At 68.5% G+C, this 23,344-nt stretch carries 29 protein-coding genes; 26 read left to right on the forward strand and 3 right to left on the reverse strand.

Annotated elements, in window-relative coordinates:
• Positions 1 to 18: 18 nt before the first annotated feature.
• The 4 genes from GGQ80_RS13335 to GGQ80_RS13350 all read left to right on the forward strand — a co-directional run bounded on the left by GGQ80_RS13335 (position 19) and on the right by GGQ80_RS13350 (position 2,568).
• The gene (locus GGQ80_RS13335; protein ID WP_183985648.1) at positions 19 to 315 is read left to right on the forward strand and encodes a DUF1244 domain-containing protein; all 297 of its coding nucleotides are present in this window, start codon (positions 19 to 21) and stop codon (positions 313 to 315) included.
• Between the two features lie 79 nt (positions 316 to 394).
• Entirely contained in the window at positions 395 to 1,702 is a 1,308-nt protein-coding gene (locus GGQ80_RS13340) for a metal-dependent hydrolase family protein (RefSeq protein WP_183985650.1), read from the forward strand.
• Between the two features lie 105 nt (positions 1,703 to 1,807).
• Positions 1,808 to 2,074, forward strand: coding sequence for a DUF2312 domain-containing protein (locus GGQ80_RS13345; protein ID WP_183985652.1), 267 nt, complete (start codon positions 1,808 to 1,810; stop codon positions 2,072 to 2,074).
• An 86-nt stretch (positions 2,075 to 2,160) separates the two neighbouring features.
• A complete protein-coding gene (locus GGQ80_RS13350; protein ID WP_183985654.1) occupies positions 2,161 to 2,568 on the forward strand; it encodes an endonuclease domain-containing protein in 408 nt (135 codons plus the stop codon).
• A 5-nt stretch (positions 2,569 to 2,573) separates the two neighbouring features.
• Here GGQ80_RS13350 and GGQ80_RS13355 read toward each other — a convergent pair whose 3' ends face one another.
• The gene (locus GGQ80_RS13355; RefSeq protein WP_183985656.1) at positions 2,574 to 4,025 is read right to left on the reverse strand and encodes an ATP-binding protein; all 1,452 of its coding nucleotides are present in this window, start codon (positions 4,023 to 4,025) and stop codon (positions 2,574 to 2,576) included.
• 201 nt (positions 4,026 to 4,226) lie between these two features.
• Here GGQ80_RS13355 and GGQ80_RS13360 point away from each other — a divergent pair, with 201 nt between their 5' ends.
• From GGQ80_RS13360 to GGQ80_RS13400, 9 genes are all read left to right on the forward strand, one after another.
• Positions 4,227 to 4,772 (forward strand): DUF1003 domain-containing protein, encoded by a 546-nt coding sequence (locus tag GGQ80_RS13360; protein ID WP_183985658.1) that lies wholly within the window; start codon positions 4,227 to 4,229, stop codon positions 4,770 to 4,772.
• A 34-nt stretch (positions 4,773 to 4,806) separates the two neighbouring features.
• Positions 4,807 to 5,550 (forward strand): YebC/PmpR family DNA-binding transcriptional regulator, encoded by a 744-nt coding sequence (locus GGQ80_RS13365; RefSeq protein ID WP_183985660.1) that lies wholly within the window; start codon positions 4,807 to 4,809, stop codon positions 5,548 to 5,550.
• A 303-nt stretch (positions 5,551 to 5,853) separates the two neighbouring features.
• Complete coding sequence (ruvC, locus tag GGQ80_RS13370) at positions 5,854 to 6,360, forward strand: crossover junction endodeoxyribonuclease RuvC (protein WP_183985662.1); 507 nt, start codon at positions 5,854 to 5,856, stop codon at positions 6,358 to 6,360.
• Between the two features lie 168 nt (positions 6,361 to 6,528).
• On the forward strand, positions 6,529 to 7,125 hold the full coding sequence (gene ruvA / locus GGQ80_RS13375; protein ID WP_183985664.1) for a Holliday junction branch migration protein RuvA: 597 nt from the start codon (positions 6,529 to 6,531) through the stop codon (positions 7,123 to 7,125).
• Complete coding sequence (locus tag GGQ80_RS13380; RefSeq protein WP_183985665.1) at positions 7,122 to 7,871, forward strand: ParA family protein; 750 nt, start codon at positions 7,122 to 7,124, stop codon at positions 7,869 to 7,871. Before ruvA ends, GGQ80_RS13380 begins: the two co-directional genes overlap by 4 nt.
• Before the next feature lie 17 nt (positions 7,872 to 7,888).
• Positions 7,889 to 8,134 carry a ribbon-helix-helix domain-containing protein gene (locus tag GGQ80_RS13385; RefSeq protein ID WP_183985667.1) on the forward strand — a complete coding sequence of 82 codons (246 nt, stop codon included), beginning with the start codon at positions 7,889 to 7,891 and terminating at the stop codon, positions 8,132 to 8,134.
• Between the two features lie 7 nt (positions 8,135 to 8,141).
• Positions 8,142 to 8,423 (forward strand): type II toxin-antitoxin system RelE/ParE family toxin, encoded by a 282-nt coding sequence (locus GGQ80_RS13390; RefSeq protein ID WP_221364390.1) that lies wholly within the window; start codon positions 8,142 to 8,144, stop codon positions 8,421 to 8,423.
• Positions 8,420 to 9,445, forward strand: coding sequence for a Holliday junction branch migration DNA helicase RuvB (ruvB, locus tag GGQ80_RS13395; RefSeq protein WP_183985673.1), 1,026 nt, complete (start codon positions 8,420 to 8,422; stop codon positions 9,443 to 9,445). The genes GGQ80_RS13390 and ruvB overlap by 4 nt, the downstream gene beginning before the upstream one ends.
• Before the next feature lie 54 nt (positions 9,446 to 9,499).
• Positions 9,500 to 9,757: a hypothetical protein gene (locus GGQ80_RS13400; protein ID WP_183985675.1), complete on the forward strand. Its 258-nt coding sequence runs from the start codon at positions 9,500 to 9,502 to the stop codon at positions 9,755 to 9,757.
• Positions 9,758 to 9,810: 53 nt separating this feature from the next.
• Here GGQ80_RS13400 and GGQ80_RS13405 read toward each other — a convergent pair whose 3' ends face one another.
• Positions 9,811 to 10,236: an organic hydroperoxide resistance protein gene (locus tag GGQ80_RS13405; RefSeq protein ID WP_183985677.1), complete on the reverse strand. Its 426-nt coding sequence runs from the start codon at positions 10,234 to 10,236 to the stop codon at positions 9,811 to 9,813.
• Between the two features lie 86 nt (positions 10,237 to 10,322).
• On the opposite strand from GGQ80_RS13405, the gene GGQ80_RS13410 reads away from it, so the two are divergent.
• From GGQ80_RS13410 to GGQ80_RS13450, 9 genes are all read left to right on the forward strand, one after another.
• The gene (locus GGQ80_RS13410) at positions 10,323 to 10,784 is read left to right on the forward strand and encodes a MarR family winged helix-turn-helix transcriptional regulator (protein ID WP_221364391.1); all 462 of its coding nucleotides are present in this window, start codon (positions 10,323 to 10,325) and stop codon (positions 10,782 to 10,784) included.
• A gap of 82 nt (positions 10,785 to 10,866) precedes the next feature.
• Positions 10,867 to 13,140, forward strand: coding sequence for a phosphoenolpyruvate--protein phosphotransferase (gene ptsP / locus GGQ80_RS13415; protein WP_183985679.1), 2,274 nt, complete (start codon positions 10,867 to 10,869; stop codon positions 13,138 to 13,140).
• A 76-nt stretch (positions 13,141 to 13,216) separates the two neighbouring features.
• Positions 13,217 to 14,158, forward strand: coding sequence for a helix-turn-helix domain-containing protein (locus GGQ80_RS13420; protein WP_183985681.1), 942 nt, complete (start codon positions 13,217 to 13,219; stop codon positions 14,156 to 14,158).
• A 35-nt stretch (positions 14,159 to 14,193) separates the two neighbouring features.
• On the forward strand, positions 14,194 to 15,156 hold the full coding sequence (locus tag GGQ80_RS13425) for a hypothetical protein (RefSeq protein ID WP_183985684.1): 963 nt from the start codon (positions 14,194 to 14,196) through the stop codon (positions 15,154 to 15,156).
• On the forward strand, positions 15,134 to 16,129 hold the full coding sequence (gene tilS, locus GGQ80_RS13430) for a tRNA lysidine(34) synthetase TilS (protein ID WP_343051056.1): 996 nt from the start codon (positions 15,134 to 15,136) through the stop codon (positions 16,127 to 16,129). The genes GGQ80_RS13425 and tilS overlap by 23 nt, the downstream gene beginning before the upstream one ends.
• Positions 16,130 to 16,203: 74 nt before the next feature.
• Complete coding sequence (gene ftsH, locus GGQ80_RS13435; RefSeq protein ID WP_183985688.1) at positions 16,204 to 18,174, forward strand: ATP-dependent zinc metalloprotease FtsH; 1,971 nt, start codon at positions 16,204 to 16,206, stop codon at positions 18,172 to 18,174.
• Positions 18,175 to 18,244: 70 nt separating this feature from the next.
• Positions 18,245 to 18,637: a hypothetical protein gene (locus tag GGQ80_RS13440; RefSeq protein WP_425506058.1), complete on the forward strand. Its 393-nt coding sequence runs from the start codon at positions 18,245 to 18,247 to the stop codon at positions 18,635 to 18,637.
• 122 nt (positions 18,638 to 18,759) lie between these two features.
• A complete protein-coding gene (locus tag GGQ80_RS13445) occupies positions 18,760 to 19,209 on the forward strand; it encodes a nuclear transport factor 2 family protein (RefSeq protein ID WP_183985690.1) in 450 nt (149 codons plus the stop codon).
• Positions 19,210 to 19,281: 72 nt separating this feature from the next.
• The gene (locus tag GGQ80_RS13450) at positions 19,282 to 19,803 is read left to right on the forward strand and encodes a hypothetical protein (RefSeq protein WP_221364392.1); all 522 of its coding nucleotides are present in this window, start codon (positions 19,282 to 19,284) and stop codon (positions 19,801 to 19,803) included.
• 27 nt (positions 19,804 to 19,830) lie between these two features.
• On the opposite strand, the gene GGQ80_RS13455 is transcribed toward GGQ80_RS13450, so the two are convergent.
• Positions 19,831 to 20,859, reverse strand: coding sequence for a DUF3667 domain-containing protein (locus tag GGQ80_RS13455; protein WP_183985694.1), 1,029 nt, complete (start codon positions 20,857 to 20,859; stop codon positions 19,831 to 19,833).
• Positions 20,860 to 20,915: 56 nt separating this feature from the next.
• Here GGQ80_RS13455 and GGQ80_RS13460 point away from each other — a divergent pair, with 56 nt between their 5' ends.
• The 4 genes from GGQ80_RS13460 to GGQ80_RS13475 are packed head-to-tail and all read left to right on the forward strand — an operon-like array spanning position 20,916 to position 23,335.
• The gene (locus tag GGQ80_RS13460) at positions 20,916 to 22,166 is read left to right on the forward strand and encodes a glutamate-5-semialdehyde dehydrogenase (protein WP_183985696.1); all 1,251 of its coding nucleotides are present in this window, start codon (positions 20,916 to 20,918) and stop codon (positions 22,164 to 22,166) included.
• 31 nt (positions 22,167 to 22,197) lie between these two features.
• Entirely contained in the window at positions 22,198 to 22,446 is a 249-nt protein-coding gene (locus GGQ80_RS13465; RefSeq protein WP_183985699.1) for a hypothetical protein, read from the forward strand.
• Positions 22,443 to 22,727, forward strand: coding sequence for a type II toxin-antitoxin system RelE/ParE family toxin (locus GGQ80_RS13470; protein ID WP_183985701.1), 285 nt, complete (start codon positions 22,443 to 22,445; stop codon positions 22,725 to 22,727). The genes GGQ80_RS13465 and GGQ80_RS13470 overlap by 4 nt, the downstream gene beginning before the upstream one ends.
• The gene (locus tag GGQ80_RS13475) at positions 22,724 to 23,335 is read left to right on the forward strand and encodes a nicotinate-nucleotide adenylyltransferase (protein WP_183985703.1); all 612 of its coding nucleotides are present in this window, start codon (positions 22,724 to 22,726) and stop codon (positions 23,333 to 23,335) included. Before GGQ80_RS13470 ends, GGQ80_RS13475 begins: the two co-directional genes overlap by 4 nt.
• The last annotated feature ends 9 nt before the right edge of the window (positions 23,336 to 23,344 follow it).

The following is a 23,344-nucleotide window of genomic DNA, read 5'->3' on the forward strand; positions in this document are numbered from 1 at the left end:
CAACCTTGGAGCATGTGAATGGATCGCCTCGACACTCTCGACGACGCTACAGCCGCCGCGGCTTTCCGCCGCCTGGTGCGTCACCTGCGGCATCGCACCGATGCGCAGAACGTTGATTTGATGGGACTTGCCGGCTTTTGTCGCAATTGCCTGTCGGATTGGGTCGAGGAGGCGGGCGGTCTCGACAAGGCGAGCGCGCGCGAGACGATCTACGGCATGCCCCAGGCCGAATGGAAGGCGAAGTACCAGACCGAGGCGACGCCCGAGCAGCTCGCGCGGATGGATGAGAGCGTCGCCAAGAACCCCGCTTACTGATCCTCCCCCGCCAGGAGGAGGATTGTCGTGGCGAGCATCCCCGATACAAGTGGCGGACAACAAAGGGGGAGGACCTGTCATGAAGACCATCGCCACGCTCGCCATCGTGCTCGCCACGATCACTGCCGCGCCCGCCGTCGCCCAGACGAAGCCGGCCACCGTCACCTACATCCAGGCCGGCCAGCTCCTCGACCGCCCCGGCGAGCGTCCGCGCGGTCCCAGCACGATCATCGTCCGCGACGGCAAGGTCGCCGAGGTCCGTGACGGCTATGTCGCCCCGGAAGTGGGCGCGAAGCTGGTCGATCTAAAGGACAAGTTCGTCCTTCCCGGCCTCATCGACATGCACGTCCACCTGTGGGGCATCGGCGGCGACCCGATGCGCGACCGGCTCGGCGCGCTGACCCGCGACGATGCCGACGACATGATGCAGGCAGTCGTCAACGCCAAGACGACGCTGCGGGCCGGCTTCACTACCGTGCGCGACCTCGGCGGTAACCCGCGCGGCATCCGCGCGCTGCGCGACGCGATCGCGCGCGGCGACGTCATGGGGCCGAGCATCGTCAACGCCGGCCAGATGGTGTCGGTGACGGGTGGTCACGGCGACGGCAGCAACGGTCTGGCCGAGGAATGGTCCGATGCCGTTCACCAGCATCAGATCAACACCTGCGACGGCCCCGACGATTGCCGTCGCGCGGTTCGCGCCCAGGTCGGCCTCGGTGCGCAGGTCATCAAGTTCGCCGCGACCGGCGGCGTCCTTTCCAACGTCTCGGGCGGGCTCGGCCGCGCGATGACGCCGGAGGAGATGCGCGCGATCATCGATACCGCGCACGGCCTCGGCCGCAAGGTCGCCGCGCACAGCCACGCCGCCGACGGCACCCGTGCAGCGGTGGAGGCAGGGGTCGATTCGATCGAGCACGGCACCTTCCTCGATGCCGAGACGATTCGCGCGATGAAGGCGCATGGCACCTATCTCGTCCCCACGATGATCGCGCCGGTGACCGCGCTGGCGCAAGCGCGCGCGGGGCAGCTGCCGCCCGCGACCATCCCCAAGGCGGAGGCCGCCGCCGCCGCCGCGCTGGAAAGCCACCGTCTCGCCATCGCCCAGGGCGTGAAGATCGCCTTCGGCACCGACACCGGCGTCTCCAAGCATGGCGACAATGCCGGCGAATTCCCGCTGATGGTGCGCGCCGGCATGACCCCGGCGCAGGCGATCCGTGCCGCCACCGTCAGCGCCGCCGACCTGCTGGGGCAGGGCGATTCGATCGGCACGCTGACGCCGGGCCACTACGCCGATCTGGTCGCCGTCACCGGCTCGCCACTCGACGACGTGACGCGGCTGCAACACGTCGACCTCGTCATGCACCGGGGTGTCGTCGCCGAGGATTGAGCGCGGGCGCCGAACCCATTAGACGCGCCGCCATCCAATCAGATCAACCAGCCGCCGCCTGCGCCCTGGGGCCGGGCGGCGGCGTCATTTTAGATAGGGAACGACATGGCTGAAGATCGTGGCGAAGGCATGGGTGGCGGTCACGTCGCAGCGGACGAGCTGCGCCTGCTGATCGAGCGCGCCGAGCGGCTTGAGGAAGAGAAGAAGGGTATCGCCGACGACATCAAGGACGTGATGGCCGAGGCGAAGAGCCGCGGCTACGACGCCAAGGCGATCCGCCGCATCCTCCAGATCCGCAAGAAGAAGAAGGAAGAATATCAGGAGGAAGAGTCGATCCTCGAGGTCTACCTGCAAGCGCTGGGCATGATCTGACTTCTGTCCTGCCTTCACCTCTCCCTGCAAGGGAGGGGTCGGGGGGTGGGTAGGCGAGCGCCGCTCGCCCGACTACGCTGGCGACGATGCGTCGCGTTCCTGAAGATATGACCCACCGGGCTCGCCGACTTCGCCGCGAAGCGACGGCCGAGGAGCGCCTGCTTTGGGCGCGGCTGTCACGCTATCGTCCGGCTTTTACGCGGCAATTGGTGATCGTCGATTATATCGTCGACTTGGCAAACCGGACGGCGAAGCTGGTCGTCGAGATCGACGGTAGCCAGCATCTCGACGCGATGGGCTACGATGCCAAGCGCACCGCTTGGCTGGAAAGCGAGGGGTGGACGGTAATCCGCCTCTGGAACTCCGACGTGCGCTCTAACCCGAGCGGCGCTGCCGAGCACATCCTGCTGAAAACCGCCGAGTGCCTCGGCGGGACCCATCCCCAACCCCTCCCTTCCAGGGTGGGTCGGGAGCCTCGCAGAGCCTTGTACTGATATGGCTAAGCCGCCTCCGCCGCCGCCGTCGTCCACCCTAGCCGCGGAATCGTGATCGACCGCTTGCCCGCCAGGTCGGTCCGGCACACGATGAGCTCGCGGCTTTCGATATAGCCGATCAGCCGCCGCACCCGGCCCAGCGAGCTGGTGCCATAGGTCTCCGCGATCGCCGCATCCGACGGGCACGGCGCCCCGTCCCGTGCCGCACGCGCCAGTAACAGGAACGCGCCCAGCATATCGTCAGGCAACGTTCCCCCGAGCGCCAGCGCATCCGCCCATTCGTCCGCCGTGACATCGAAGATGCCAGCCCGCGCGCAGCTCAGCCGCCGGGTAAAGCCGGGAAGGTCGAGCGGCGGCCGGGCCAGTCCCGCCATCCGGCACCGCACCTGGAAATCCTGGAACAACACTGCCGCCGGCCGTGTCGACGAATCGGCGTCGGCGACGATCGCGCGCAGCACGTCGGCGTGTACCGCCTCGACGTCGACCGCGGGCATGTCGGGCAGCGCCGGCGCAGCGGGCACCGGCTTGGCGATCGTCGCGACCAAGTCGTCCGCCGGCACCGGGCGCCGTTCGGGCTCGGTCAGCGGCAGCATCGGTGCCAGCGGCTCGGGCGCGAACAGCAGTTCCTGCAGGTCGCCGGCCGGCGCCTTGGGCAGCGGTACGAGCTTGGGGCTGCCGCTCCTCGCCGACGTCTCGACGGCGCCGATCTTCACCGTGATCGGTCGCCGCGACACCGACGGACCCAGCGCCAGGAAGCTGCCACGCGGCAGGTCGCGGATCGCCTCCGCCTGCCGCCGGTCCATGCCGAGCAGGTCGGCGGCGCGGGCCATGTCGATGTCGAGGAAGGTGCGCCCCATCAGAAAGTTGGACGCCTCCGCCGCGACGTTCTTGGCGAGCTTCGCCAGCCGCTGCGTCGCGATCACGCCGGCCAGGCCGCGCTTGCGCCCGCGGCACATCAGGTTGGTCATCGCGCTGAGCGACGCGCGGCGCACCTCCTCGGCCACTTCGCCGCCGGTCGTCGGCGCGAACAGCTGCGCCTCGTCGACCACCACCAGCGCCGGATACCAGTGCTCGCGCGGGGCGTCGAACAGCGCGGACAGGAAGGTCGCGGCGCAGCGCATCTGCGCCTCCGCCTCCAGCCCCTCCAGGCTCAGTACCACCGACGCGCGATGTTCGCGCAGGCGCCCCGCGATCCGCGCGATCTCACGCTCGGCATAGTCGGCGCCCTCGATCACGACATGGCCGTAGGCGCCGGACAGCGTGATGAAATCGCCCTCGGGATCGATCACCACCTGCTGGACCTGCCCCGCCGACCGCTCGAGCAGCCGGCGCAGCAGATGCGACTTGCCCGACCCCGAATTGCCCTGGACGAGCAACCGGGTGGCGAGCAACTCCTCCAGATCGATGGTGACGGGGCCGCCGCGTTCGTCGAGCCCCATGTCTACGCGCACGGTCATGATTGCCGGCGCTTTTGGCCGATTGCGCGCCGAGGGGGAAGGGGGCGGGCGGCAAGGGCTGTGGATGGAATTGCCCGCCTCGCCCCCACCCGTCATGCTGAACTTGTTTCAGCATCTTGGCGTGGCGGAGCGTGCCATCGCGAGAGATGCTGAACCAAGTTCAGCATGACGACCTTGGCGAAGGCAGGTTAAGCCCACCCCATGAACTCCCCGCTTCATTCGATCGGCGACCTCGCCCAACGCCTGCTGCGCAAGCCGGCGGCGGCGCTCGATCCCGAGGAAATCCGCGTCCTCACAGGCATCGAATCGGGCACCGTCAGCAGCCGCGACGCCGCGGACGTCGCCGACGAACATGCCGATTTCGGCGATCGGCTGGCCGACCGGGTCGCCGCGGTGGGCGGCAGCTGGAGCTTTATCATCGCCTTCACCGCGGTGCTGCTCGGCTGGATGCTGCTCAATTCCGACGTGCTCAAGCACTTCGGCCTCGCCTTCGATCCCTATCCCTACATCTTCCTCAACCTGATGCTCTCGACGCTCGCCGCGATCCAGGCGCCGGTGATCATGATGAGCCAGAACCGCCAGGCATCGAAGGATCGCGTCGCCGCCAGCCTCGATTACGAGACCAACCTGCGCGCCGAACTCGACATCCTTCGCCTCCACCAGAAGCTCGACGGCATGGTGATCGACCGGCTGGTCTCGCTGGAGGCGAAGATCGACGCGCTCGCCGCGCAACTGCCGGAGGCTTGAGCAACCGCCGCTTCCCGCGCTAGAGGCTCGCGCCATGGCTGGTCATTCCAAATTCAAGAACATCATGCACCGCAAGGGTGCGCAGGATAAGAAGCGTTCGGGCATGTTCTCGAAGCTGAGCCGCGAAATCACCGTCGCGGCCAAGATGGGTCTGCCCGATCCCGACATGAACCCGCGCCTGCGCGCCGCGATCAACGCCGCCAAGGCGCAGTCGATGCCCAAGGACAATATCCAGCGCGCCATCGACAAGGCGAGCAAGGGCGACACCGAGAATTACGAGGAAATCCGCTACGAGGGCTTCGGCCCCGGCGGCGTCAGCCTCATCATCGAGGCGCTGTCCGACAACCGTAACCGCACCGCCACCAACGTGCGCACCGCGGTGTCGAAGAACGGCGGCAACCTGGGCGCCTCGGGATCGGTCAGCCACGGCTTCGATCGCATGGGCCTCATCAGCTATCCCGCCAGCGTTGGCGACGCGGAAAAGGTGTTCGAGGCCGCGCTGGAGGCGGGCGCCGAGGACGTGACCTCGTCCGACGACGGGCACGAGATCTGGACCGCGCAGGCCGACCTCCACGAGGTCGCCAAGGCGCTCGAGCCGGTGCTAGGCGAGGCGGAGAGCGCGAAGCTGGCCTGGCGCCCGCAAACGATGGTCGAGGTGTCGGAGGACGACGCCGCGACGCTGTTCAAGCTGATCGACGCGCTCGACGACGACGACGACGTCCAGACGGTGTGGGGCAACTACGAAGTCTCCGACGCCGTCATGGAGAAGCTGGCTTGACCCTAGCGAACCTCCCCGAAACGGGGAGGGGGACCATGCCGCCAGGCATGGTGGAGGGGCAGCGGCAGGCTATCCGGCTTATTGTTCGCGCGAAGGCGCGAAGGCGCGAAGAAGGTCGGCTCGCGCGGAGGCGCAGAGACGCGGAGGTTGTATCGCCCGCCGCGCCAGCGGCCTTCGAACAATCGCTTGTTGGAGAGGCATGCGCGCGACCGCGCGCAATTTTTCTTAGCGCCTCTGCGCCTCCGCGCGAATCATCTTCCCCCGTCTTCGCGTCTTCGCGTCTTCGCGCCTTCGCGTGAAAACATGATCGTCCTCGGCCTCGACCCCGGCCTCGGCACCACCGGCTGGGGCGTCATCCGCGCCGACGGCAACCGGCTGATCCATGTCGCCAACGGCCAGATCAGGACCGATCCGTCGATGCCGCTGCCGCGTCGGCTGTCGAACCTCTACGCCGCACTGATCGACGTGATCCGTGCCGAGCGACCCGATACCGCCGCGGTCGAGGAAGTGCTGGGGAACACCAACGCGCAATCGACGCTGAAGCTCGGCCAGGCGCGCGGCGTCGTCCTGCTTGCCGCCGCCGGCGCCGGGCTCGCGATCGGCGAATATCACCCCTCGACGGTGAAGAAGGCGGTGGTCGGCACCGGCGGCGCGGAGAAGCGCCAGATCCAGGCGATGATGGCGGTGCTGCTGCCCGGCGCGAAGCTTGCCGGCCCCGATGCCGCCGACGCGCTGGCGGTCGCGATCACCCACGCCCACCATCTCGCCAGTGCCGCCGGCATGGCTCGCCGCGCACGGGTGAGCGCCTGACGGGGCTTTCCTACATGCTGTGTTGATGGGTATGCGGATCGCGATGATCCGTCCGCCCGCCCGTTCCGCTTCACATCCCGTTTCGCGGATGAGGCGATGCATGCGCGTACGGTGCGTTACCTTTATGAACTTTGCCGCAAGGCGCCCCGCAGCCGATGGGGCTTTACGATGATCGCTCATCTGAAGGGCCGCCTCGATTCGACCGGCATCGACCATGCCGTCATCGACGTCGCCGGCGTCGGCTATTTCGTCGGCGCCTCGGCACGGACGCTCGCCGCGCTGGGGCCGGTCGGCGAGGCGGCGATGCTCCACACCGAGATGCTGGTCGCCGAGGATTCGATCCGCCTCGTCGGTTTCGCGCGCGCCGAGGAACGCGACTGGTTCCGCCTGCTCACCGGCGTTCAGGGAGTGGGGTCGCGCGTCGCGCTTGCGATCCTCTCCGCGCTCGACATCGCCGAGCTGAACCGCGCCATCGCCGCGCAGGACAAGGCGATGGTCGCCCGCGCCAACGGCGTCGGCCCGAAGCTCGCCGAGCGGATCGTCCGCGAACTGAAGGACAAGGTCGGTAGCGTCGCCCTCGGCCCCGCCGCCGCGGCGCAGGCGATTCCGGTCGGTGCCACCGCCGATGCCGTCTCCGCGCTCCTCAACCTGGGCTTCCGCCCGGCGGAGGCGAGCGCCGCGGTCAACGCCGCCGAAGAGGAGCTCGGCACCGCCGCCACCCTCGATACCCTGGTTCGTCTCGCGCTGAGAAAGGCCGCCAAATGACCGCAGGCACTGTCGCCGTCTACAGCTTGAAGGGTGGGGTCGGAAAGACGACGCTGTCGGTCAACCTGGCCTGGGCGGCGGCGACGCTGTCGTCGCGGCGCACCCTGATCTGGGATCTCGACGGACAGGCGGCGGCGACCTGGCTGCTCGGTCACGATCCGCATGGCACCGAGGCGGGAGCGGCGATCCGGCGCGAGGTCGACGCCAAGCGGCTGATCCGCCCCACCGCGATCCCGCGGCTCGACCTGCTCCCCTCCGACCCGTCACTGCGCGACCTCGACGTCGCCTTCCACCTGCTCGACAAGAAGAAGCGGGTCGCCCGCCTGGTCGAGGATCTGGCACGCGACTACGACCGCATCGTCATCGATTGTCCGCCGGGGCTGACCGATACGTCGGACCAGATTTTGCGCGCCGCCGATCTCGTCGTCGTCCCCGTCATCCCCTCGGCGCTGTCGCGGCGCGCGTTCGACGTCGTCGCCGACCACGTCTCCTCCAAAAAGGGGCCGAAGGTATCGCTGGTCCCGGTTTTCTCGATGGTCGATCGCCGCCGCGCGGTCCACCGCGCCGCGCTCGACCAGCATCCCGACTGGCCTGCCGTGCCGATGGCCAGCGCGTTCGAGGCGATGACCGAACGCCGCGCCCCGCTCGGCGCCTTCGCCTCGCGCAACGCGCCCGGCGTTCAGGCGATCGATGCCGTCTGGCGCCGCGTCGACGCCGCACTAGTACAGATGACGAACGCTCGCTGAGCGCGTATGTTGAGGCGATGAGCGATCTTATCATCTCGATTCCGCCAGCGCTCCAAAGCTGGGTGGACCACCAGGTCGCGCTGGGCCTCCACGCCGATGCTGCCGACTATGTGCGCGATCTGATCCGGCGCGAGCGAGAAAGGGCGGAGCGTAGCGATCTCAGGCTGCTGATCGAGGATGGGTTGGCATCGGGTGTCGACCCGCGCGAGCCGGAGCTGATCGTCGATGCGATCCTCGCCGAGGATCCCGACTTTCGTGCCTGACGTTCGGTTGTCGACCGCTGCCGAGCAGGACCTCCGCGACATCAGGAATTTCAGCAAGCAGCGGTTCGGCGTCGCCGTCACCCGGACCTACCTGCTCGGACTGCGGTCGATCGTCGCCGGCCTTCGCAGTCGACCCCAGGCGGGCATTGCCGAAGACGATCTGGCGGCGGGCCTTCGTTCGATCGGCTATCGGTCGCATCGTGTCTATTTTCTGCCCGGAACGACGGAGACACTGGTAGTCCGCATTCTCCTTCACGCGCAGGACAAGAGCCGGTTGACCGACGTATGACCGACACCGATCGCCTCATCTCCGCCGCGCGCAGGCCCGAGGACGTCGACGCCGCGCTGCGGCCCAAGCGGCTCGACGATTTCGTCGGCCAGCAGGCGGCGCGCGACAATCTGCGCGTCTTCATCGAGGCGGCGCGCCAGCGTGGCGACGCGCTCGACCATGTCTTGTTCTTCGGTCCGCCGGGGCTCGGCAAGACGACGCTGGCCCAGATCATCGCGCGCGAGATGGGCGTCGGCTTCCGCGCCACCAGCGGCCCCGTCATCGCCAAATCGGGCGATCTTGCTGCGCTTTTGACCAATCTCGAGGACGGCGACGTCCTGTTCATCGACGAGATCCACCGCCTCCAGCCCGCGGTCGAGGAAGTGCTCTATCCGGCGATGGAGGACCGCGCGCTCGACCTGATGATCGGCGAGGGGCCATCGGCGCGCTCGGTCAGGATCGACCTGCCGCGCTTCACGCTGGTCGGCGCGACGACGCGGCAGGGGCTGCTGACGACGCCGCTGCGCGATCGCTTCGGCATTCCCGTGCGCCTGCAATTCTACACCGTCGACGAACTGACGAAGGTGGTGACGCGCGCCGCGGGGTTGCTCGACCTCGGTATCGCGCCCGATGGCGCCGCCGAGATCGCCCGCCGGGCCCGGGGCACGCCGCGCATCGCCGGGCGCCTGCTTCGCCGGGTGCGCGATTTCGCCAACGTCGCCGGTGCCGCTACCGTCGATCGCACCGCTGCGGATCGCGCGCTCAATCGGCTGGAGGTCGATAACCTCGGTCTCGATGCGATGGACCGGCGCTATCTGACGATGATCGCCGACGTCTATCGCGGTGGTCCGGTAGGGGTGGAGACGCTGGCCGCCGGCCTGTCCGAACCACGCGACACGATCGAGGAAGTAATCGAGCCCTATCTGATCCAGCTCGGGCTCGTCGCCCGCACCGCGCGCGGGCGCGTGCTCAATGCCGGTGGCTGGAAACATCTGGGGCTCAACCCGCCGGCGGGAAGCCAGGATGGGCTGTTCGACGGGTGAGGTGCAACCGCAGCGATCATACGACGTTCATTTCGCCCACGAAAAGGACGCAGCATGAGCCACAGCCACGAACCGCCGGTGCCGCCGGGCAATACCTCGCCCTATCCTACGCACGAGCCGCCCCATGTCCACCCGGCACCGCTGCCGCCCAAGGCGAAGAGGCCGCCAGCGCTGAGCGGCGACGGCCTGCCGGTCGGCGCGATCGTCGGTGCGGCGGTGGCGGCGGGTGCGCTCGCGTTCGGCGCGGCGGCGCTGTTCATGGCGCGGCGCGATGCCGGCAAGAAGAAGAGGCGCGGCAAGAAGCGGCGATGATCGGCGAAGGGCGGCGTCGCAGAGGGGAGTATGCGACGCCGCCGCGCCGAACGTCAGGCCAGGGCGAGCCCGACGTCGACGTTCCCACGAGTGGCATTGGAATAAGGGCAGATCTGGTGCGCCGCCTCGACCAGCGCCTCGGCCTGCTCGCGCGGAATGCCCGGCAGCTCGACGGTCAGGTCGGCGGTGATGCCGAAGCCGCCCTCGGCCCGCGGACCGATGCCGACCTTGGCATCGACGCTGACCTCGTCGGGGATGGCGATTTTCATCTGCCTGCCGGCCACCTTCAGCGCGCCGATGAAGCAAGCCGAATAGCCCGCCGCGAACAGCTGTTCCGGGTTGGTGCCGTCGCCGCCGGGGCCGCCCAGCGCCTTGGGCGTCGACAGCAGCACATCAAGCGCGCCATCGTCGCTGCGGGCGGTTCCGTCACGGCCGCCCTCGGCGCGGGCGCTGGTGGTGTACTTGACGTCGATGCTCATCAGTCATTCCACTTTTGCGATAACGATTATCGCGATATACATATTGATCGACGGCTGTCCAGGCCGTTAGCGTACGAAAGATGCTGATGAGCGACGCCCCCCCTCCGCCGCCGATGTTGCCGCTCGACGACCAACTGTGCTTCTCGCTCTACGCAACCTCGATCGCGATCAATCGCCTCTACAAGCCGATGCTCGACCGGCTCGGGATCACCTATCCGCAGTATCTGCTGCTCCACACCTTGTGGGAGGAGGACGGCCGCACCGTCGGCGCGATCGCCGAGCGGCTGGCGCTCGAACCCAGCACGGTCACGCCGCTCGCCAAGCGACTGGAAACCGCGGGCATCGTTACCCGCGAACGCGATCCGAGGGACGAGCGTCAGGTCCGCATCCGCCTGACCGATCGTGGCCGCGCGCTCAGCGAGGACAGCCGCTGCCTGGCGCAGGCCGTCGTCGAGCGCTCGGGCATGAGTGTCGAGGAACTCGGCCGCCTCACCGTCGAGGTGCAGGCGCTCCGCCGCGCGCTGACCGGCGGCGAGCAGTCGTCATGATCGAGCCTGACGCCTGTTGCCTGTTGGACACCGCGAGATTTGCGGCGTGACGTAGGGTCCGCTGTCCTGCTAGCGATAGAGCATGCCGATGTCCGCCGCCGCCTCCGCCCGTGAGATCCTGACCCGGCTGCACGACGTCATGGCGGGGAGAAACCCGGCCCAGGCGAAGCTCGACGCGGTCGTCGCGATCATCGCCGAGGCACTAGATAGCGAGGTCTGCTCGATCTACCTGCTGCGCGAGGGCGTGCTGGAGCTGTTCGCGACCCGCGGCCTCGCCAAGGAAGCCGTTCACGTCACCAAGCTGGCGCTGGGCGAGGGGCTGGTCGGCATCATCGCCGAGCATGCCGAGGTGCTGAACCTCGACGAGGCGGCGGCGCATCCCGACTTCGCCTATCGCCCGGAAACCGGGGAAGAGCGCTATCACAGCTTCGCCGGAGTGCCGATCATCCGCCGTGAGCGTGCGGTCGGCGTCCTCGCCGTCCAGCATGCCGATCCGCGGAAGTACCAGGACGTCGAGATCGAGGCGCTTCAGACCGTCGCGATGGTGCTGTCCGAACTGATCGCCAACGCCGGGCTGGTCGACGCCGCGTCGGGCAGCGCCGCGCGCCCGCAGTCGACTGCGGCGATCCGCATGCCGGGGCTGAAGCTGGTCGACGGCATGGGATCGGGCTTCGCGGTCTTCCACCAGCCGCGCGTCGTCGTCGAGCATACCGTTGCCGAGGACATCGATGCCGAGCGGCACCGCGTCTACGCCGCGTTCGACAAGATGCGCGAGCAGATCGACCGGATGACCGCGCAGGCCGAATTCGGCGTCGGCGGCGAGCATGACGAGATTCTCGAGACGTACAAGATGTTCGCCTATGACGAGGGTTGGGGCCGGCGCATCAACGAGGCGATCGACAGCGGCCTGACCGCGGAGGCGGCGATCGAGCGCGTCCAGCAGCGCACCCGCCAGCGCATGCGCCAGATCGACGATCCGCTGCTCGCCGACCGCATGCACGACCTCGAGGATCTGTCGAACCGCTTGTTGCGAATCGTGTCGGGCCAGATGGGCACCGCGGCGCAGCTCGGCCTTCGCCAGGACACGATCCTGATCGCCCGCAACCTCGGTCCGGCGGAACTGCTCGAATATGACAAGCGCCGGCTGAAGGGTGTGGTGCTCGAGGAAGGCTCGCTGACCGCGCACGTCACCATCGTCGCGCGGGCGATGGGCGTGCCCGTGCTGGGCCGCGTGCGCGATGTGAAGCGGCAGATCAACGAGGGCGACCTGCTGCTGCTCGACGTGACCGAGGGCAACGTCTTCATCCGCCCGTCGGCGGCGATGGAGGAGGCGTTCGAGGCGAAGCTGGCGATGCGCCAGAAGCGCAAAGCCGCCTTCGCCGCGCTGCGCGAGGTGCCGCCGGTGACGAAGGACGGCCACCGCGTGACGGTGATGGTCAATGCCGGCCTGCGCGACGACGCGGCGGCGCTCGACACCACCGGCGCCGACGGCATCGGGCTGTTCCGCACCGAATTTCAGTTCCTCGTCTCGGCGACGCTGCCGCAGCGCGAACGCCAGCAGCGGCTGTACCGCGAGGTGCTCGACGCCGCCGGCGAACGCCCGGTCATCTTCCGCACGCTCGATATCGGTGGCGACAAGGCGTTGCCCTATCTCAATGTCGAGGCGGGGGACGAGGAGAACCCGGCGATGGGCTGGCGCGCGCTGCGCCTGTCGCTCGAGCGCGACGGCCTGATGAAGGCACAGGCGCGCGCGCTGCTGGAGGCGGCGGCGGGCCGCACGCTCAACGTCATGTTCCCGATGGTGTCGGAGGCGTGGGAGTTCGACGAGGCCAAGGCGCTGTTCGAGGCGCAACGCGAATTTCTGGCCGGCCGCGGCAAGCGGCTGCCGAGCGAGATCCGCTATGGCGCGATGCTCGAGGTGCCGGCGCTGGCGGAACAGCTCGATTTGCTGCTGCCACGAATCCAGTTCCTGTCGGTCGGCACCAACGACCTGACCCAGTTCCTGTTCGCCGCCGACCGCGCCAATCCGAAGCTCGCTGAGCGCTACGACTGGCTCAGCCCCTCGATCCTACGCTTCCTGGCGAAACTGGTCGGGCCCTGCCGCGAGGCGGGGGTGCAGCTGGGGGTGTGCGGCGAGATGGGCGGGCGTCCGCTCGAGGCGATGGCGCTGATCGGCATCGGCATCGACCGGCTGTCGATCACCCCCGCCGCGGTCGGGCCGATCAAGGCGATGGTGCGCAGTCTCGACCGTGCTGGCATCGCCGCGCGGATGGCGACGCTGCTCGCCCAGCCGCCACGCGACCTGCGCACCGTGCTGCGCGACTGGGCGGCGCAGGCGGGCGTCGAACTGGCATGACCCGCCCTGTCCCGCGTTGACACTCGGCGGGGGCTCTGAAACATGTCGGCGAGCGCCAAGCGGGGACTTTGAGTAGATGACCGAACACGATCCCGGCCCTGCGATCGCCGAGCCCAAGCGCGTCGGCGAGCGCCTGCGCGTGGCCCGGGAAGCCCAGGGACTGACGACCGCCGAGGTCGGCGCGCGGACCCGCATTCCGCTGCGCCATCTGGAGGCGATCGAGGCGGGCGATTACACCAGCCTGCCGTCCCCGACCTATGCCGTTGGGTTCGCCCGCGCTTATGCCCGGCTGGTCGGTCTCGACGAGGTGGCGGTGGCGCGCGACATCCGCGGCGATCTTGATCGGCTGGGGCCGCGCACGCCCGAATATGTGCCTTATGAGACCGCCGATCCGGCGCGCGTACCGTCGCGCGGCGTCGCGATCGCGGCGGCTGGCATCGCGCTGGCGCTGCTGATCCTCGTCGCGCTGTGGTATGGCACCGACCTGATGCGCGGCGGCGTCGCCAGCGACCGGGCTGCCGCCGCCCAGACCGCCGCCGTCGCCGGCACGCCGGCGGTACGGCCGGCTCCGGCGCCCTCGCCGACGCCCACCGGGCCGGGCCAGGTGACGCTGACCGCCAACGACGAGGTCTGGCTGCGCGTCTACGACGCCGCGAACAAGACGCTGTTCATCGGCACGATGAAGGCGGGCGACCGCTTCGACGTGCCGCAGGGAGCCGCCGATCCCAAGATCAACGTCGGTCGGCCCGACAAGCTGTCGGTGACGCTCAACGGCGCCGCGATTCCGCCGCTCGGCGACGGCTCGCGACCGATCAAGGACGTTCGCGTCAGCGCCGAGGCGGTGCAGGCGCGGCTGTCGGGGCAGCCCGGGGGCGCGCCGGCTGCGGCGACCCCGGCGACGACCGCCGTCGCCCCGCGCTCGCGTCCCACCGCCGCGGCGCCTAGCGCGATCGAGCCGCTGCCAGCGCCGACCTTCGCCCCTCCGTCGCCGGCGCCGAGCAGCACGCCGACGCCGTGATGCCTTTCATCCTCCCAGTATCAGAGGGTTTTTCCATGCGTATCGCCACCGTCGGCCTCGCCGCCGCGCTCCTGGCCGTCCCGCTGCCGGCCATGGCCCAGAATATCGAGGGCCGCGTCGGCCGTCTCGAAAGCGAGATGCGCGCCGTCCAGCGCAAGGTCTTCCCCGGCGGCGCCGGCCAGACGCTCCAGCCCGAGATCACCGCGCCCAACCAGCCGATCGAGCAGGACGGCGTCCCCGCTACCAGCGCGATCGCCGACCTGACCCAGCGCGTGACCTCGCTGGAAAGCCAGATGGCGTCGATGACCGATCAGATCGAGCAGGCCGGCTATCGTCAGCGCCAGCTGCAGCAGGCGTTCGAGGCCTATAAGCGCGACACCGACGCCAAGCTGGCGGCGCTCGCCGGCCCCGCGCCGATCGCACCGGCGACGGGAAGCGCGCCGTTGGAGGGTGATGACGCCGCGACGCCGACCCCGGCGCCTAGTCGCCCGACGACGCGTCCCGCGCCAAGCGAGGTGACGCCGCCGATCGACCGGCCGAGCGCTCGCGGCGAAACCACCGCCGCTGCCAGTCCCAAGCCGACCGGCGTGGTCAAGCCGTCGACCGGCGACACGCCCGAGGACGAATATCTCTACGGCTATCGCCTGTGGCAGGCGAAGCAATATCCCGAGGCCGAGGCGCAGCTGAAGAAGGTGGTCGCCACCTATCCGAAGCACCGCCGCGCCAGCTTCGCGCAGAACCTGCTCGGCCGGGCCTATCTCGACGAGGGCAAGCCCAGCCTCGCGTCGATGGCGTTTTACGACAATTACAAGAAGATGCCCGATGGCGAGCGGGCGCCGGAAAGCCTCTATTACCTGGCGCAGGCGCTGGTCCAGCTCAAGAAGCCGGCCGACGCCTGCAAGGTCTATGGCGAGCTGACCGACGTCTATGGTGCAAAGATTTCCGCGGGGATGAAGGCCGATGTCGCGAAGGGCCGTGCCGCCGCCAAGTGCAACTGATTTCGTCGACATCGAGGTCGCTCGGTTCGATGCATCGCTGACCGCGCTGATCGGCAAACCGGCGGCGCCGGTCCTGCTTGCGGTATCGGGCGGGCCCGACAGCATGGCGATGCTGTCGCTCGCCGCCGCGGCATGGCCCGGCCGGATCGCGGTGGCGACGGTCGACCATCGGCTGCGGGCGGAAGCCGCGGCGGAAGCGGCGATGGTCGCCGACCACTGCGCCACGATCGGCGTGCCCCATGCCACGCTGGTGCCGGACGAGCCTATCGCGGGCGCCAGCATCCAGGCGCAGGCGCGGATCGTCCGCTATCGCCTGCTCGGCGCGGAGGCGAAGCGGATCGGCGCGGCGGCGATTGCGACCGCGCACCATGTCGACGACCAGGCGGAAACCTTCCTGATGCGCGCCGCGCGCGGATCGGGACTGGCGGGGCTCGCCGGGGTTCGCGTCCGCACCGAGGTCGATGGCGTCCCCGTCGTCCGCCCGCTGCTCGACTGGCGGCGGGCCGAACTGCGCGCGATCGTACGGCGGCTCGAGGTGCCGTTCGTCGACGATCCGGCCAATCACGACCCCGCGCACGACCGAACGCGCTTCCGCCGCCTGATCGAGGGCAACGAATGGCTCGGCCCCCCGCAGCTCGCCAGGGCCGCGGCGCTGCTGGCGGAGGCGGATGCCGACTGGCGCACGGCCGCCGCCTGGCTGTGGGACACGCGGGCGCAGGTGGTCGACGGTGCGGTCACGATCGACGTCGCCTCGCTGCCGCGCGAGCTGCGCCGCCGGCTCGCACGCCGGGCGATCGGGGCGGTTCGCGATGCCGCCGGGATCACGGCGCCCGCCTGGAGCGAATCGGCCAATGTCGAAGCGCTGCTCGACGCGCTGGGCGACGGCCGGCGCGCGACCCAGGCCGGGGTGCTCGGTTCGGCGAAGCGCGACCAGTGGCGTTTCCGTGCGGCTCCGGCGCGTCGAACACACTGATCGACCAAAAGCGTCGGCTCGTTCCATTGCCATTAACCTCCGCGCGCTTATCTTGCGACAACGAAAGGTAGCGCATGAACGACAACGACAAGCGTCCAGGCCAGGATGGCAACGGCGGCGGGGGTGGAAACCCCTGGATGAAGAGCCTGCTGATCTGGGTCGGCATCCTCCTCGCGCTCGCGCTGTTCGTCACGCTGTTCGACGGCAAGACCGCGACCCCGGCCGGCAACACGATCGCCTACTCCACCTTCCTCGACAAGGTCGACGAAGGCACGGTGAAGGACGTCAACATCGGCCGCGAGCTGATTTCGGGCACGTTGTCGAACGGCGAGAAGTTCCGCGCCTACCCGATCCAGGATCCGTCGCTCGTGCAGAAGCTGCGCGACAAGAACGTGACGATCGCGGCGAAGCCCGAGGAAGCGACCTCGGTCTGGCTGCTGCTGCTGTACCAGGCGATGCCGTTCCTGCTGTTCCTGGGCATCGCTTTCTTCGTACTGAAGCAGATGCAGAAGAACACCGGCGGCGGCGCAATGGGCTTCGGCAAGAGCCGCGCGCGCATGCTGACGCAGAAGGAAGGCAAGGTCACCTTCGACGACGTCGCCGGCATCGACGAGGCGCGTGCCGAGCTGACCGAGATCGTCGACTTCCTGAAGGATCCAACCAAGTTCGCGCGTCTCGGTGGCAAGATTCCGAAGGGCGCGCTGCTGGTCGGCTCGCCCGGCACCGGCAAGACGCTGCTCGCTCGCGCCATCGCGGGTGAAGCGGGCGTGCCGTTCTTCACCATTTCGGGTTCGGACTTCGTCGAGATGTTCGTCGGCGTCGGTGCCAGCCGCGTCCGAGATATGTTCGAGCAGGCGAAGAAGTCGGCGCCGTGCATCGTCTTCATCGACGAGATCGACGCGGTCGGCCGCCATCGCGGCGCCGGCCTCGGCAATGGCAACGACGAGCGCGAGCAGACGCTGAACCAGCTGCTCGTCGAGATGGACGGCTTCGAGGCGAACGAGGGCATCATCATCGTCGCGGCGACCAACCGTCCCGACGTGCTCGATCCCGCGCTGCTGCGGCCGGGCCGCTTCGATCGCCAGGTCGTCGTGCCGCGCCCGGATATCGAGGGGCGGATCAAGATCCTCGAAGTCCATATGAAGAAGATCCCGCTGGCGCCCGACGTCGATGCGCGCACCATCGCGCGCGGTACGCCGGGCTTCTCGGGCGCCGATCTCGCCAACCTCGTCAACGAGGCGGCGCTGATGGCGGCACGCAAGTCGAAGCGCCTCGTCGCGATGGCCGAGTTCGAAGAGGCCAAGGACAAGGTCATGATGGGCGCGGAGCGTCGCAGCATGGTCATGACCGAGGACGAGAAGCGGATGACCGCCTATCACGAGGCGGGCCACGCGATCGTCTCGATCCACGAGCCGGCATCGGACCCGATCCACAAGGCGACGATCATCCCGCGCGGCCGCGCGCTGGGCATGGTGATGCGCCTGCCGGAGCGCGACTCGTACAGCTATCACCGCGACAAGATGTACGCGAACCTGTCGGTCGCGATGGGTGGCCGCATCGCCGAGGAACTGATCTTCGGCTATGACAAGGTATCGTCGGGCGCGTCCGGCGACATCCAGTACGCCACCGGCCTTGCCCGCGACATGGTCACCAAATGGGGCATGTCGGACAAGGTCGGGCCGGTCGAATATGCCCAGCCGGAGGGCGAGAGCTTCCTCGGCTATTCGTCGTCGCAGCCGGTTCGCATGTCGAACGCGACCGCGCAGCTGATCGACGACGAGATCAAGTCGATCGTCGAGGGTGGTCTGCATCGCGCCAAGCAGGTGCTGACCGACCATATCGATCAGCTGCACCTGCTCGCCGGTGCGCTGCTCGAATATGAGACGCTGTCGGGTGACGAGATCAAGAAGCTGATCGCGGGCGAGGATCTGGGTCGGCCGGAGCCGGGCGCGAAGACCTCGTCGGTGCCGGCGGTCGGCACCTCGATCCCCAAGACGCGGCGTCCGTCGGGTCCGTTCGGCGAGGCCCGTCCGCTCGGCGCCTGATCCGGTTCAGCCAGGCGTCAGCCAACATACGATAAGGGCTGGTCTTTCCGACATTGGAAGGACCGGCCCTTTGCGTATCATGACTGCGGCATGTGCTGCCGCCGCCAGCCTGCTGCTGACCGCCACGCCCGCCACCGCGCAGATGAGCGTCGGCGAGTTCCTCGAACGCGCCGAGCCGCTCCGCGACGGCGGCCTCACCGCGATGCTGTCGGGCGATCTGCCCGTGCTGCGAGCCGAGGCGATGGACGCGCTCGCGCAGATGCGCGCCGAACGCGATGCCCGCCGCGCCGCGGGCAAGCCGCCGCTCTATTGCAAGCCGGCCGGCGCCCCCGATCCCGGCGTCAACGAGATGATCGACGGCCTGGAACGCATCCCCGAACGTCAGCAGGGCATGCCGCTGAAGGACGGGATCATCCGCGTGATGCAGCAGATGTATCCGTGCGGAAAGGCGGCGCGGCGATAAGCATCGCTCGGCGCGTCGCGATCGATCGATCACGGCGCGCCGATATCGGCTCCACCGCTCTGTTGCGACCCGCCCAACATCGGCGCATCGTGCCGGAATCGCATCAGCCAGGAGCCGGCATCATGCTCAAGCATCTCCTTGCCACCACCGTCCTCGTCATCGCAGTCCCTATCGCCGCGCAGCTCGATCCCGGCGTCCGCATGCCGCCCGAGATCGGTGCCGCATATGGACGGCTGGGCAAGGCGATGATGGCGCATGATGCCGCCGGCGTGCGGACCGTCTGGGCGGACGATTTCGTCGTCAACTCGCCCGACAACCGCGTTCTCACTCGCGAGCAGGTGATTGCGGCAATGGCGCAGGAATTCCTCGATTACAAAGACTTCCACAAGCACATCACCTACGTCGGCGAAAAACCGGAAATGACGGTGGTGATGGGCTACGACACCATGGTGCCGCTGAAGGGGCCGGGTGCCGGCAAGCAGGTGATGCGGCCGTTCACCGATATCTGGGCGAAACGCCCCGCCGGCTGGCAGCTGGTCGCACGCCAAGCGACAATCGCCGAGGCGCGCTGACGGAACTCGGGCCACTGCGACCGCCACCGCAAACACATGGCTAAAGCTCGAGCGAAGCAGTCGAACGGCTTGGTGCCTTCGCTCGCGTGGTTGGTCTGTCTCGCAGCCTATCTTTTGCGGCCCTGGTCATGCGGCTTCGCCCTCGGCCGATTTTCGCCTGACGACGCTGTTCCCTTCGCCAATTTCGATCGGCACGGTTTTATGACGATGATCGGTTTAGCGGTAGCCTTGCTATTCGCGCCATTCGTCATGGTGTTGGTAGCGCGGGTTCTCTTTGCCGATCAGCCATCGTCCCCCGCAGCAGCGCGGCCGTGCCGGGCTGTCTTCCTCTGGTCGGCAGGCATCGCACTGGTCGTGGCACTGCCGACTTACGTGCAAACGGCGTTTATGATCCGGTTGCCGATAGCAATAGCCTGGCCGGTCTGGGCGTCCGCCGTGCTTTGGTGCGTGGTGGTCGCCCTGGTGTGGAGACGCTTCATTCGTCGACCCGACGCGGACCTTCTCGCGCAAAAGCTGAGACGACCGGCGCAGGCCATCGCAGCGCTGACCCTGTTTCCGAAACTTGCGCTGTGGATCTGGGCCAGCACCGCCTGACCGGCACTCGTGAACTATCGTCGCGCGTCAACCCACCAGCCCCAATCCCACCAGCAATAGCGTGAACACCGTGATGACCCAGGTGGAAATCACGAACAGCAACAGCGTCCGGAGGAACGCCCCGATCCGCCCGCAGCCATAGGCGCCGCGCAGCTGCTTATACATGTGGATCGGTGCCGCGATGATCGCGACGGTGATGACGAGGCCATAGAGCCCGCTGCCGACCGGCAGTTGCGCGAACAGGCTGACGGCCAGCACCAGCAGCAGCATGAAGCAAAGCGAATAGGTGACGAACACCGCATGGTCGTACATCCCGAACCGGCGGCTGAACGGGAACATCAGCCACATGAACGGCAGCGATAGCGGGATCAGCGCCCAGGCGAATTTATAGGCGTTCGACTGTAGCTTGTAGAGGATGAGGTTGGGGTTCTCGACCGCCTTGGCCAGCCCCTTGTCGAGCCGCTTCCACCCCGTCTTCAGCTCGCCCAGCTTGCGCCAGCCCGACGGGTCTGCCGTCGTCATCGCCAGCTGGGTCGCGCGCGTCTCGGCGGCGAGCTCGCGGAGCTTGCCGTCGAGCCGCGCGATCTCGGCCGGGTCCGTGGCGGCGGCGCGCTGGGTAGCGAGGGTGCTGGTCTGCGCGGCATTGCGCGCGAGGCTCTGCTCCATCTGGATGCGCGCCTGTTGCGCGGTCGCGCCATCCAGCGCCGGCGCCTCGAGATGCGCGCCGAGGATGCTGAGCAGCGTGAACAGCACGAACACGATGAACAGGAACAAGGCCATCGGCGAGACGAAGCGCGCGCGCTCGCCGGCGATATAGCGCCGCGTCAGCTCGCCGGGCCGAGTCGCCAACATCGGCAGCGTGCGCAGCGCGCGTCCCTCGAAATGGAATACGCCATGCGCGAGGTCATGGCCGATCGCCGACATCGACCGGTGGATATGCCCCGATTGGCCGCAGGCATGGCAATAGTCGCCGACCCGCGTTGTGCCGCAATTGAGGCACGCGCCCCCGTCCTCGTGGCCATGGCCAGCGATCGCTTCCCCCGTCATGCCGCGCATCGTAACGGCTCCGATGCGATGGCGCGAGGGGGGCGCGCGTGATAGCGGGCGCAGCCATGGACCAGGATTGCGCCGCGCTGATCGTCGAGATGGGCGTCCATTCGCGTCATGCCGCACGGACGCTCGCGATGGTGCCGACCGCGACCAAGGCGGCCGGGCTGCGCGCGGTGGCGGCGCAGATCAGGCGCGATAGTGCGGCGATCCTGGCCGCCAATGCCCGCGATCTGGCGGCGGCGTCCGGCCTGTCGCCGGCGATGATTGACCGGCTGCGGCTCGACGAAGCCCGGGTCGCGGGGATCGCGGCGGCGGTCGATGCGGTGGCGGGGCTGGATGATCCCGTCGGCCGCGTCATCGATCGGCGCGAGCGGCCCAACGGCCTGGTGCTGGAACGGGTCCGGGTGCCAATCGGCGTCATCGCGATCGTCTATGAAAGCCGCCCCAATGTGACGGTCGACGCCGCCGTGCTGTCGGTGATGGCCGGCAATGCCGCGATCCTGCGCGGCGGCAGCGAGGCGCGCGAGAGCAACGCCGCCTTGCACGCCGCGGTGGTGGCGGGGCTGGTCGACGCTGGGCTGCCGGCCGACGCGGTGCAGTTGGTGCCGACCCAGGATCGCGCCGCGGTCGGCGCGCTGCTGGGCGCGGCGGGGATCGTCGACCTCGTCGTCCCGCGCGGCGGCAAGGGGCTGGTGTCGCGCGTCCAGGCCGAGGCGCGCGTACCGGTGCTGGCGCATCTCGACGGCATCAACCACGTCTATGTCGATGCCAGCGCCGATCCGGCGATGGCGGAGGCGGTGGTCGTCGATGCGAAGATGCGGCGCACGGGGGTGTGCGGCGCGATGGAGACGCTGCTGATCGACCGCGACTATCCGCGTCCTGCCGAACTGGTCGAGGCGCTGCAACGGGCAGGCTGCGAGGTGCGCGGCGATCCCCTTGAGGCGTCGATCGGTGAGATCGTCGTGCCTGTCCGCGACGAGGACTGGGACACCGAATATCTCGACGCGATCTGCTCGGTCGCGTTCGTGGGCGGCGTCGAGCAGGCGATCGAGCATATCGCCGCGCACGGATCGCACCACACCGATGCGATCGTTGCGGCGGACGAGCGCATCGCCCGCCGTTTCCTCGCCGCCGTCGACAGCGCGATTGTGCTGTGGAATGCCTCGACCCAATTCGCCGACGGCGGCGAATTCGGCCTCGGCGCCGAGATCGGCATCGCCACCGGCCGCCTCCACGCCCGCGGCCCCGTCGCGCTGGAAGGGCTGACGACGTACAAATGGGTCGGGACTGGCACGGGGCAGGTGCGGGGTTGAAGCGCAGGTCCTGACGCCATATCCTCTCTGGGTGGAACAGCCGATCGGTCTATCGCTTTCTCAACCCCTCAGCGACGCGGTGCGCGCGGCGGCGACTTGGCGCGGCATGTCGATCGACGAGTATGTGGTGTCAGTATTGGAAACGGCCTCGCGGATGGACGCCGACCTCGCCGCCTACGTCCAGAAGGGGGTCGACTGCATCGAGCGGGGCGAAATCTACAGCCAGGAAGAAATGGAAGCCTGGTTCGAAGCGCGTTACCACTCCGCCGCCGCTGAATGAGTGTGGCGCGCTGGTCACGCCAGGCGCGTGACGATCTGGCCAAGGCTGACATTTATTACCGCGAACGCAGCGTGACGTACGCGTATCGGATCGGACGCGATGCTATTGCCGCTGGCCGGTTTCTAGCCGAATTCCCCTCGGCTGGTCCGGCGTTCGGCGGTGGAACCAGGAAGTGGCGGATCGAGAACACGGACTATCTTTTGATCTATCGGGTGATCCCGGGCGGGGTCGAAATCGTACGGATGCGTCACGCGCATGAGAATTGGCGCACCGATCCATGACCCCCACCGGCCTCCTCGGCGGCTCGTTCAACCCGGCGCATCGCGGGCATCGCGGCGTGACGCTCGCGGCGATGCGGGCGTTGGCGCTCGACGAGACGTGGTGGCTGGTCTCGCCGGGCAATCCGCTGAAGGCGGGCGCGCGTGACATGGCGCCGCTCGCCGCCCGGCTCGCCTCGGCGCGGGCGATGGCGCGGCGGGCGCCGATCCGCGCGACCGATCTCGAGGCGCGGCTCGGCACCCGCTACACGATCGACACCATCCGCCTGATCCAGCGGCGTTATCCCAAGCGGCGCTTCATCTGGCTGATGGGCGCGGACAATCTGGCCCAGTTCCACCGCTGGCGTGACTGGCGCGGGATCGCGCGTTCGATCCCGATTGCGGTGATCGCCCGACCGGGATATGATGGCGATGCTCTCGCGGCCCCCGCGATGGGCTGGCTGCGGCGGTCTGTTCGCCCCGCAGGCGAGGCGAAGAACTGGACGACGTGGAGATTGCCGGCCCTCGTGCTGCTGCGCTTCCGCCCCGACCCGACTTCCGCGACGCAGGCCCGTGCGGCCGATCCCGACTGGCACCGCCATCCCGGCCGGTCCAGGCAACCCAGGAGCTGAATTGCCGAC

Origin of the sequence: Sphingomonas jinjuensis (assembly GCF_014197105.1) — a bacterium.
GTDB lineage: Bacteria > Pseudomonadota > Alphaproteobacteria > Sphingomonadales > Sphingomonadaceae > Sphingomonas > Sphingomonas jinjuensis.

Bases quoted from the DNA above. Each gene is read 5' to 3' on its own strand.
- GGQ80_RS13455 (WP_183985694.1), bottom strand. From the start codon at position 20,859: ATGCGCGGCATGACGGGGGAAGCGATCGCTGGCCATGGCCACGAGGAC.
- ftsH (WP_183985688.1), top strand. From the start codon at position 16,204: ATGAACGACAACGACAAGCGTCCAGGCCAGGATGGCAACGGCGGCGGG.
- GGQ80_RS13460 (WP_183985696.1), top strand. From the start codon at position 20,916: ATGGACCAGGATTGCGCCGCGCTGATCGTCGAGATGGGCGTCCATTCG.
- GGQ80_RS13475 (WP_183985703.1), top strand. From the start codon at position 22,724: ATGACCCCCACCGGCCTCCTCGGCGGCTCGTTCAACCCGGCGCATCGC.
- GGQ80_RS13400 (WP_183985675.1), top strand. From the start codon at position 9,500: ATGAGCCACAGCCACGAACCGCCGGTGCCGCCGGGCAATACCTCGCCC.
- ruvB (WP_183985673.1), top strand. From the start codon at position 8,420: ATGACCGACACCGATCGCCTCATCTCCGCCGCGCGCAGGCCCGAGGAC.
- GGQ80_RS13425 (WP_183985684.1), top strand. From the start codon at position 14,194: ATGCGTATCGCCACCGTCGGCCTCGCCGCCGCGCTCCTGGCCGTCCCG.
- GGQ80_RS13420 (WP_183985681.1), top strand. From the start codon at position 13,217: ATGACCGAACACGATCCCGGCCCTGCGATCGCCGAGCCCAAGCGCGTC.
- GGQ80_RS13340 (WP_183985650.1), top strand. From the start codon at position 395: ATGAAGACCATCGCCACGCTCGCCATCGTGCTCGCCACGATCACTGCC.
- GGQ80_RS13470 (WP_183985701.1), top strand. From the start codon at position 22,443: ATGAGTGTGGCGCGCTGGTCACGCCAGGCGCGTGACGATCTGGCCAAG.
- GGQ80_RS13350 (WP_183985654.1), top strand. From the start codon at position 2,161: ATGCGTCGCGTTCCTGAAGATATGACCCACCGGGCTCGCCGACTTCGC.
- GGQ80_RS13410 (WP_221364391.1), top strand. From the start codon at position 10,323: ATGAGCGACGCCCCCCCTCCGCCGCCGATGTTGCCGCTCGACGACCAA.
- GGQ80_RS13360 (WP_183985658.1), top strand. From the start codon at position 4,227: ATGAACTCCCCGCTTCATTCGATCGGCGACCTCGCCCAACGCCTGCTG.
- ruvC (WP_183985662.1), top strand. From the start codon at position 5,854: ATGATCGTCCTCGGCCTCGACCCCGGCCTCGGCACCACCGGCTGGGGC.
- GGQ80_RS13445 (WP_183985690.1), top strand. From the start codon at position 18,760: ATGCTCAAGCATCTCCTTGCCACCACCGTCCTCGTCATCGCAGTCCCT.
- GGQ80_RS13405 (WP_183985677.1), bottom strand. From the start codon at position 10,236: ATGAGCATCGACGTCAAGTACACCACCAGCGCCCGCGCCGAGGGCGGC.
- GGQ80_RS13335 (WP_183985648.1), top strand. From the start codon at position 19: ATGGATCGCCTCGACACTCTCGACGACGCTACAGCCGCCGCGGCTTTC.
- GGQ80_RS13355 (WP_183985656.1), bottom strand. From the start codon at position 4,025: ATGACCGTGCGCGTAGACATGGGGCTCGACGAACGCGGCGGCCCCGTC.
- GGQ80_RS13345 (WP_183985652.1), top strand. From the start codon at position 1,808: ATGGCTGAAGATCGTGGCGAAGGCATGGGTGGCGGTCACGTCGCAGCG.
- ptsP (WP_183985679.1), top strand. From the start codon at position 10,867: ATGCCGATGTCCGCCGCCGCCTCCGCCCGTGAGATCCTGACCCGGCTG.
- GGQ80_RS13385 (WP_183985667.1), top strand. From the start codon at position 7,889: ATGAGCGATCTTATCATCTCGATTCCGCCAGCGCTCCAAAGCTGGGTG.
- GGQ80_RS13365 (WP_183985660.1), top strand. From the start codon at position 4,807: ATGGCTGGTCATTCCAAATTCAAGAACATCATGCACCGCAAGGGTGCG.
- GGQ80_RS13380 (WP_183985665.1), top strand. From the start codon at position 7,122: ATGACCGCAGGCACTGTCGCCGTCTACAGCTTGAAGGGTGGGGTCGGA.
- ruvA (WP_183985664.1), top strand. From the start codon at position 6,529: ATGATCGCTCATCTGAAGGGCCGCCTCGATTCGACCGGCATCGACCAT.